10 protein-coding genes and 1 pseudogene are annotated in these 8,023 nt (G+C 58.9%); 1 reads left to right on the top strand and 10 read right to left on the bottom strand.

The window, feature by feature from the left end; genetic code table 11:
- Positions 1-536: 536 nt before the first annotated feature.
- The gene (locus LC354_RS24940) at positions 537-1,472 is read left to right on the top strand and encodes a cation diffusion facilitator family transporter (RefSeq protein WP_223428679.1); all 936 of its coding nucleotides are present in this window, start codon (positions 537-539) and stop codon (positions 1,470-1,472) included.
- A gap of 281 nt (positions 1,473-1,753) precedes the next feature.
- Here LC354_RS24940 and LC354_RS24935 read toward each other — a convergent pair whose 3' ends face one another.
- The 10 genes and pseudogenes from LC354_RS24935 to LC354_RS24890 all read right to left on the bottom strand — a co-directional run bounded on the left by LC354_RS24935 (position 1,754) and on the right by LC354_RS24890 (position 7,171).
- Positions 1,754-2,113, bottom strand: coding sequence for a rhodanese-like domain-containing protein (locus LC354_RS24935; protein WP_223428678.1), 360 nt, complete (start codon positions 2,111-2,113; stop codon positions 1,754-1,756).
- Between the two features lie 13 nt (positions 2,114-2,126).
- The gene (locus LC354_RS24930; protein ID WP_223428677.1) at positions 2,127-3,020 is read right to left on the bottom strand and encodes an MBL fold metallo-hydrolase; all 894 of its coding nucleotides are present in this window, start codon (positions 3,018-3,020) and stop codon (positions 2,127-2,129) included.
- Positions 3,021-3,166: 146 nt separating this feature from the next.
- The gene (locus LC354_RS24925; protein ID WP_223428676.1) at positions 3,167-3,655 is read right to left on the bottom strand and encodes a bacterioferritin; all 489 of its coding nucleotides are present in this window, start codon (positions 3,653-3,655) and stop codon (positions 3,167-3,169) included.
- Between the two features lie 86 nt (positions 3,656-3,741).
- On the bottom strand, positions 3,742-4,026 hold the full coding sequence (locus LC354_RS24920) for a hypothetical protein (protein WP_223428675.1): 285 nt from the start codon (positions 4,024-4,026) through the stop codon (positions 3,742-3,744).
- A gap of 286 nt (positions 4,027-4,312) precedes the next feature.
- Positions 4,313-4,636 carry a sodium-independent anion transporter gene (locus LC354_RS24915; protein WP_223428674.1) on the bottom strand — a complete coding sequence of 108 codons (324 nt, stop codon included), beginning with the start codon at positions 4,634-4,636 and terminating at the stop codon, positions 4,313-4,315.
- A gap of 97 nt (positions 4,637-4,733) precedes the next feature.
- Positions 4,734-4,966, bottom strand: a pseudogene (locus tag LC354_RS24910) (NAD(FAD)-dependent dehydrogenase); the annotation flags it as partial.
- Complete coding sequence (locus tag LC354_RS24905; protein ID WP_223428673.1) at positions 4,900-5,241, bottom strand: hypothetical protein; 342 nt, start codon at positions 5,239-5,241, stop codon at positions 4,900-4,902. The pseudogene LC354_RS24910 and the gene LC354_RS24905, both read right to left, overlap by 67 nt.
- 331 nt (positions 5,242-5,572) lie before the next feature.
- Entirely contained in the window at positions 5,573-5,908 is a 336-nt protein-coding gene (locus LC354_RS24900) for a hypothetical protein (protein ID WP_223428672.1), read from the bottom strand.
- A 348-nt stretch (positions 5,909-6,256) separates the two neighbouring features.
- Positions 6,257-6,694, bottom strand: coding sequence for a hypothetical protein (locus tag LC354_RS24895; protein ID WP_223428671.1), 438 nt, complete (start codon positions 6,692-6,694; stop codon positions 6,257-6,259).
- Between the two features lie 84 nt (positions 6,695-6,778).
- Positions 6,779-7,171 (bottom strand): cyclic nucleotide-binding domain-containing protein, encoded by a 393-nt coding sequence (locus LC354_RS24890; protein ID WP_223428670.1) that lies wholly within the window; start codon positions 7,169-7,171, stop codon positions 6,779-6,781.
- Positions 7,172-8,023: the final 852 nt, after the last annotated feature.

Below are 8,023 nucleotides of genomic sequence, written 5' to 3'. Positions count from 1 at the left end.
CAGAAGCACCGTATCAAAAAGCTAAAGAAGCAATCCGCGTATAGATACTGAAGCGTTTGTTTCGTAACAAACCCTTAGTGGGCGATCTGGATGCAGTTGCCACAAGCGCCGAAAGTCCGAAAATCGATGGGTTGGCCGGTACTTCATGCGCGCCGATGCACTATCAGTGATCACCGGGAACCCGAATGACGCGGTAGTCCGCAGCCTGGCGCGGATCATCCGCATTGGCTATCCGTTCCCGTCCTTGCGGAAGCCGCGCGAGACCGGATAGCCGTCGGACCACCGCCCCGAGATGCTTGCGCAATATCACCAACCGTTCGAGACAAGGTGTCTTTGTTGCACCGCTGACCGCTTTTGGAACGCATTGGCGACGGAAACCAACGCTGGCCCTGGCAACAGCGGAGCCCCGTCACGTCCGCGCCCAATCGGCCCGACATCCGTCCGATTGAACACTCTTTCACATTTGCGTCTTGAACCTGAGGTCGGTCTAAATCGTATCGTTCGGATAGGGCTGAGAATCGAAAGGAGCCGCCAATATGGGACACGGCCATCATCATCACGTGGATGCGCAAGCGGGCGACCGGCGTGTGTTCGCCGCCATTGCGGTCAACATGGGGCTCACCGTCGCACAGATCATAGGCGGCATTGTTTCTGGTTCCCTGTCTCTGATCGCGGATGCACTGCACAATTTTTCCGATGCAATCTCGCTCATCATCGCGTTCTGCGCGCGCAAGATCGCGCGACGGCCACGGGACGCGGACATGACTTTCGGCTATGGCAGGGTCGAGGTCGTCGCGGCGCTCATCAACTACACGACATTGATCGTGATCGGTCTCTACCTGCTTTACGAAGCTGCACTGCGTTTTGCCAATCCGCAGGATGTCGAGGGTTGGATCGTCGTTGTCATAGCGGGTATCGCGCTGGTCGTGGATGTGGTGACGGCGGCGCTCACCTATGCCATGTCGAAGTCCAGCGTGAACATTCGAGCGGCCTTCCTGCATAACGTTGCGGATGCGCTCGGCTCTGTGGCGGTGATCTTCGCAGGTACGCTTATCCTGCTTTACGATTGGCGGCTGATCGACCCAATCGTGACGGTGCTGATCGCGGGCTATATCCTGTGGCAGTCCTTCCACGAGATCGGTCCCGTGATCCGCATCCTGATGCTGGGCGCGCCGCCGGACATCGAGACCGAAGCCGTCCTCGACACGGTGCGCGGCATTGAGGGCGTGGCCGGCATCCACCACGTGCATTTCTGGCAGATGAACGAACACCGGGCGGCGCTCGATGCACATGTCATTATAGCGGAGGGCCGCTGGAGCGAAGCGGACGCCGTGAAAGAAGATATCAAGACTGCGCTGGCCGAGATTTTCGACATTGAACACACAACCCTGGAATTGGAATGCGCCCAGCACGCTTGCCATGACCCATCAGAGTTCGGAGGGCGCGGCCATCGCGAGAAACAGCACGGATGAGCAATTTCTGCCCACCGTCACACTGATCCTTGCCTTTTTCGAGAAGCCGCGTTGATCGCGGTGCTGGTCTGGTCCAGCCTTGTCCCGGATCATCGCCGCGGCCATCTGAGGGGGCAATGTCCATTACCCAAAGACCCCATCGACGTCAAAGCAGCCGGAAAACTGCGTGGACGCCCGTCATGATCAGCGCGACGTTCTTGACGATCCAGATAAAGGTATCCGCAGTTCACTTCCGAGGATCAGCCCGCAGTGCGTGACGATACACAATACCGGCAGGGCGGTCAGTCTGCCGTCATGTCCTTTGGCGCACCGCTCGCCGGGTCTGTCCCCACGTAAGGCAATCCGGCTTTTTTCCAGGCCGCGAAACCGCCCTCCATGTGTGCGAGCGGCTTCAGTCCGCTCTCCATAGCCGCCTGAGCGACCTTGCCTGAGCGGATGCCGGAGCCGCAATGCAGCACGATGCGCTTGCCGTCCTGTGTGGGCAACGCGTCGGCACGGAAAAACGCCATGGGCATCAAAAGCGCGCCCCTCACGTGTTCCATCATGTACTCCGGCGGTGTGCGCACGTCGATCAGGACGATCTCTCCCGCATCCAGCGCCTGCTTTACGCGCGCAGGCGTCCAGTTTTCCAACTCTGTCATTGTCATTCTCCTATCAGAATCTGTTGGCGGGGATCTTGAAGTAGCTGTGCCCGTCCGTTTCCGGTTCGGGCAGCTTTCCGCCCCGCAGGTTGACCTGCAACGCCGCCAACATCCGGTCGGGAAGAGAGAGCGTCGCATCGCGCGCTTCACGCGTCTTGACGTAACCGGCCTTCGCCGCGCCGCCGCCGACATGGATGTTCGACGCCTTCTGCTCAGCCACGGTGCTTTCCCAGGCAGGCTCCTCGCGGTCGTCAGTGCCGTAATCGTGGCCGACAAAGACGCGGGTCTCGTCCGGCAGGGCGAGAATGGCCTGAAGGCTGTCGTACAGTTCAGCAGCTGAGCCGCCGGGGAAATCGGCGCGCGCCGTTCCCGCATCGGGCTGCATGAACGTGTCGTGAGCGAAAGCGGCGTCCCCCATGATATAGGTGACCGACCCCAGCGTATGGCCGGGAGAGAGCATCACCTGCACCTCCAGATCGCCGAGCTTGAACGTGTCTCCGTCCGCCCAGAGCTGATCGAAGTGCGGCTCGGGATACAGGTCCGGCTCATGGTAGTATTCACGCCAGAGGCCGGCGATCTCTCGGACTTTCTCCCCGATCGCAGTGCGCGCGCCCGTCTTGTCCTTGAGCCAGGATGACGCGAGCAAGTGATCGGCATGGGGATGGGTGTCGAGGATCCATTCCACCGTCAGGCCCTGCGTGCGCACCCAGTCGAGGATCTCTTGCGCCGGTTCGAAATCGGTCGCGCCGCGCGCCGGGTGAAACCGCTGTACCACGTCGATCAGGGCCGCCTTCTTCGTCGCCTCGCAAATGGCAACATACTGAATCGAGCCGGTATCGGGCTCGTAGAAACCTGCGACGCGGGGACTGCCTGGGCCGGTACTTTCACTGATTTTCATGGTTGTCATCGCGTTCTCCATTGTCTGTCTTTTCAAGCGTGCCGATGATCCGCCGATGCCCACCTGCCATCTTGCCTGGACAGCAGGGACAGACCGGTCGCATCGCCGGTCCGAGGCGACCACCTCAGGCGGCTCAGCCTCGCACTTCAGGCTATCTATTCCTCGTCACCGCGCGTGACGGACACGTATTTGCTGGCGAAGTTCTGCTCTCCGAGCCGTTCGAGCAGATTGAGTTGCAGTTCCAGCCACTCCTTGTGGCCCTCTTCCTCCATCGCGATCTGTTCAAATAGGACACGCGAGCCGATATCTTCCGCCTCCCGGGCGGCGATCGCCGCCTTGGTATAGAATGCGATCGCCTCCTCCTCGTCGGCGAGATCGGCCTCGAACATTTCGACGAGAGACGCCGCACGCTGCGGCTTTTTTGCGAATGCGATCTGCGGGTCGCCCTTGAGAAACATGATGCGTTCGATGAACCGATCGGAATGGCCAAGTTCCTCCTGCATCTCCTCGCGCATCTGGTCTGCCAGCGTTGTCAGACCCCAATCGTCCAGAACGTGGGCATGAAGCTGATACTGGTGCGAGGCGCTCATCTCCATCTGAAGCGCCGTGTTCAGATTTTCGACAGTTTTGGCGTCGGTCGACATGGAAAATTCTCCTCTGAAGTGTGAATTTGATCGAAAGTGTATCCGTTTGCCGTAGTTCAGTCGGTGACCTTGTCACTGATATGCCATTACTTTTCGGAACCAGATAACGGGGGCGTCCATGCGTTTTCCGGACCGGTAACGTATGTCCATCGAAGCTCCACCATGGACCAGCCGTTCACGTTGTGCATGCCCCTTTCACGCTCGGCCATCCTGCTGACCCGAGTGGCGAAAGTGTCGTTGGACGCGATTGCATAGGACCCGTCTTCGGGAACAGAGGCTTGCACGGCCCGCAGCAAAGGAACGGTTGCGTCAATCAAGGTGGGGTGGCTCACGAAATTGACTTCGTTCGGATCTCGAACGTCGATAAACATGATAACGGGTTCCGCCTGAAGCGCCCAATGTACATTTTCGGCGGTGAGACACTGTCCGAGATCCGCCCTCTTGTCATCTGCCCAACATGGTTCGTCGACGCTGGATCGGATATCGTCGGAAAGCCCGGGTGCGGCCAGCATGAGGACGGCGGCCCCGAATGAATTTCGGTCATGTGAGCGGACATCTGTTTCAGCCTTTCTGTTGCGGTTGCGACCCAAGAACAAACTCGGATCAAGGGGCCAGGGTTCCAAGAGGAATGCGGCGACCCTGAACACTTCGTCGGCGTTACCAGGCATCGTTCGGGGGAAAGAAAATCCACCCGTTCCGCTGGTCGATCAGGTGAGATCGCTTCAGCCGAGCCATGACGGCCCCATTCCCCTCCGACAGATGCAGCCCGACGCCCAAGCCCGTAATCCGCGCGGTGAGGGCCTCCAGGCTTTCGAATGCTGAGAAATCGAGCGCGTTCACGGCCGCAAACACGAGGATAAAACCGTCGATCATGCAGCTTTCTGTCAGCCGGTTCTGGATCAGGTCTTCCAGGAACCGGACGTTCACGAAATAGAGGCTTTCATCGGCACGCAGGCTCATTGCGGGAGTATTGGTTTTCACCTGGTGTCCGCGGATGTTGCGGAATTGCCCGCTGCCCGGGAAGCGGCCCAGTATGGCATCGATGATCGCGGCGACGAGAGCTCAGCACGCCGCATTAGCCGAATTCGGCCAGAACGATCTCGCCGCGCTCGACGGTCAGGGGGCAGAACCCATAGCCATCGTACTGGCCACAGCCTCGTGACCGCGCATGTAGGCGACGCTGTTTTCGGCAATGACGGGAGCCTGCTCGCGCGCGGCAGCGGCTGTCTGGGCGTTGGGCGCGTTCATCGTGTCGCCCAGAGACCAGATGGTCTCATATTCCATGTCGCGCAAAGTCGCCTGATCGGCATCATCAGCCCGCCTGATCGGCCAGAGACGGGCCTCGCGTCTGCCTCGCCCAGCGCCCAGCGTGTCATGGCAAGTGTGCCTGTCCGGCAGACCGCAGAGACCGGCACCTTGATTATCGTTCCGTCGTCCTCGAACAGCGCATCAAATTGGCTGCCGCCGCGCTGGAACGCGGTGCCCTCGATGAAGACCTTGCCGAAGGTCTGATGGACGACCTTGATATTTGCAGCGACCTTGATCTTGCCGCCGAGCCGTTTGTGAATACAGGACGCTTCGGACATCTGTTTCGATGATTGATCCGAGCTTAAAGCCCTTTTTGTGTATGATCGCAGAGAAAGTATCGCCGTGATCGTAGGTGATCCGGCCCGCAGGACAATCGCTGTCCATTGCGCTGTTGGTCACCACGCAGGCGTTGCTGGCGGGGTTATTGATTACGCAGCGGAAACCCTCGAAAGCTAGGATCAGCGCACGGATCATGACGAAGCCAACGCTGGGGTCTCACATGTCTACGTCGTCGAAGAAGTTGAGGTTTTCGCGGGGTCCATCATCCCGGTCATTGGATTGCCCCGTCCGAAGACGAGGCCAATGATGTAGACGGCGATCAGGTGCATCTCAGCCTCCCGGAACGTGACGAACGACGAAACCGGTGACGGCGGTCGCGGCCATGAAGGTCAACGCGGCGGCAATGAAACGTGGCGAGAGCCACGCCAGGCCGCAGACATCGCGGTCGAACGTGCTTTTTGTCCGGAGCGCCACCGAAGCCCACAAGAAGTTCGCACCGACAAGCATTGTTATCGACAATGACAGGTGCGTTGGCGAAAAGGCAGCAGCATCGGCGCGAAAACCATTCCGACCAGCAATACCACGCGCCATGCGAATTCGCTGCCCGATGCACGCGAGTCTCTCGGCCAGTGCGCCTTGCGGACCCATGAAGCGGCCAAGCGCCAAACCGTTTCCAATCCGATCTGGAAGCCACCGAACAGCGACACCAAGGCGTAAGACGCAGGTTCCATCGGCAATCCCGGCGCGTCTTTACACCGGGAATGCGATTGGCCGGGCAGAAACCGGTGAAAGCGTTGATTAGAGTCGTCGCGCCGACAGCGATCACAGTCCGGAAAAACAGACCGGTTGGACAGTTGCGAAATCAGCGTCAAAGCGATCGACACCGGGCCGACGATCCCACACAGCTCGGCCAGCTGTTCCTTCATTGCCGGTCATGGCCCTTTGACTTGAGTTATCCTTGGCCTCTTATTTGCTCAACGGTCGATGACCGTGTCACCGACCGTCCGTTCGGGATCAAAATCCGATGACACGGGTTGCGGGGTTCGCGATCAAGGCACCGATTTCGTCGGGATCCGCAACGCCGACGCCCTCGATCAGGACAGAGGCATCTTCCCCGCGACCGGGCAGATAGATCGCGCACACCTCTACAGTCGCATCCGCCTGATCCATGAGACGGCGCATCAGCCCTTGCGGACTGGCATCACGCGGTGGTTGACCGGCAGTTGCAGCTGCAGGTGCATCTGCTAGAGCAATATCGCCAGCGGGACCGCAAAGCAGAATGCGTGGTTTCACACCCTGACTTGCAGTCTGAAGCGTGAGGACCATTGCCATGAGTTGTGTCTGCGCATCGCCCGTAGAGACGATCGAAAGCATGGTACGCTCGTCTTGTGCGGCAACGGGAGCGGACATGGCAGCAGTGGTGGCGACAACGGTAAGAAGTCGTTTCAGCATTGGGGAATCTCCTATCGTTCAAGGCAAAATGCCTGTTAACATATAAAGTAAATATATCATTTTAGACGTCTGTCAGTGACCTTGTCACCGAACGATCAAATTGGCTTGGCCATGACGAAGATTTTCCGGCGCCGCTCGGTCCGCAAGCTGGACGGCGCCCCGGTGTTGCGCGATCCACGCCCGCCGCTGGAATTCCGGCGATTGGTGGCTCACGACAACTCGTGCGGTGCCAAGCTCGGTGGCCCGAACTCCGTGATTTACCGCGATCTGGTCGTTCTTGTCCGCCAACTCAAGCATTTGCGCGGCCGGGCGTACATCCATGCGCCCGCAAGCGATTTCCTCGACCGTCAGGAACAGATCGGTGATGCGCTTTGAATAAGCGTAGAGCACGAAACGTCGGAAGGGCGGGGTTGTAAACATTCCCTCACCGTCGCGGGTGACGTCCTTGAGGCGCAGATTGGCAAGATGCGTTGCCATCGGAGCGTTCCGCCCGGTGGTGCGGACAGCGCGCGCCTTGACGATGGCACCGCGCGAGCGCGCTTTGATGATACGATTGGCCTATATGACGACGCGTTGTCCGCACCCAAAGTGCGACCATTTGCCGGATGTGATCTTGCCTTTGCGTGGGACGGTGCGGCCGCCAATGTCAGAGAGACGAACGGGCGCTGGCTGCTCGATGATCGTATGCGGCCCGGTCGAATGCGAATATCGTCTTCGATGTTCATTACACGCCCGTTGCGCATCGCATTACATCACCGAGAAAATCGGGAAAGATCCGGTCACGAGATCTGCGCCAGTTCTGCGCACCTCGCACGTTCGACTCGTAAATCCCTGAAAAAAACAACCAACCCTGCGTCGAGCGCCGACCCACCATCCTCATGTAGAATGCACTTTTCAACCCAATCACAATTGAACCCCAACGCGTTCAACAGCGTCGAACCTGTGCCGCGTAGGTCGTGAATTGTGAAGTGCTGTCAGGGCAGGCCTTCTTTCTGTGCGCGTATCATCACACGGTTTACTAGGCGCTTGAATGTCGCCCGCGACAAGGGGCCATCCGCTTGTAGCGTGAAGGAAGCAGATATCGGGACTTGCCTGCGCAGCTTTTCAGCGCGCTCAGTGGTCGATCGTTTGCTGCGCCAGATAAGTGGTATGCGTCTTGGCCCGCTTCATTTTCTCTTTCGGAATCGACCAAACCGAGGTCTCAAAGTCGACAGCATATCGAAATCACATGTGCCGCTGCGTATACCGTCACTAGGCAGCGGACTCATAAAACTCGATCCACAGCCTGACGGATGCCAGTTTGATCATCGACAGGAAATTGCGTGATGT

Source organism: Tateyamaria pelophila (assembly GCF_019966495.1).
GTDB classification, from domain to species: Bacteria; Pseudomonadota; Alphaproteobacteria; order Rhodobacterales; family Rhodobacteraceae; genus Tateyamaria; species Tateyamaria pelophila.
Note: the sequence above shows the minus strand (reverse complement) of the source record. Positions and strands in the feature narration are given on the sequence as shown.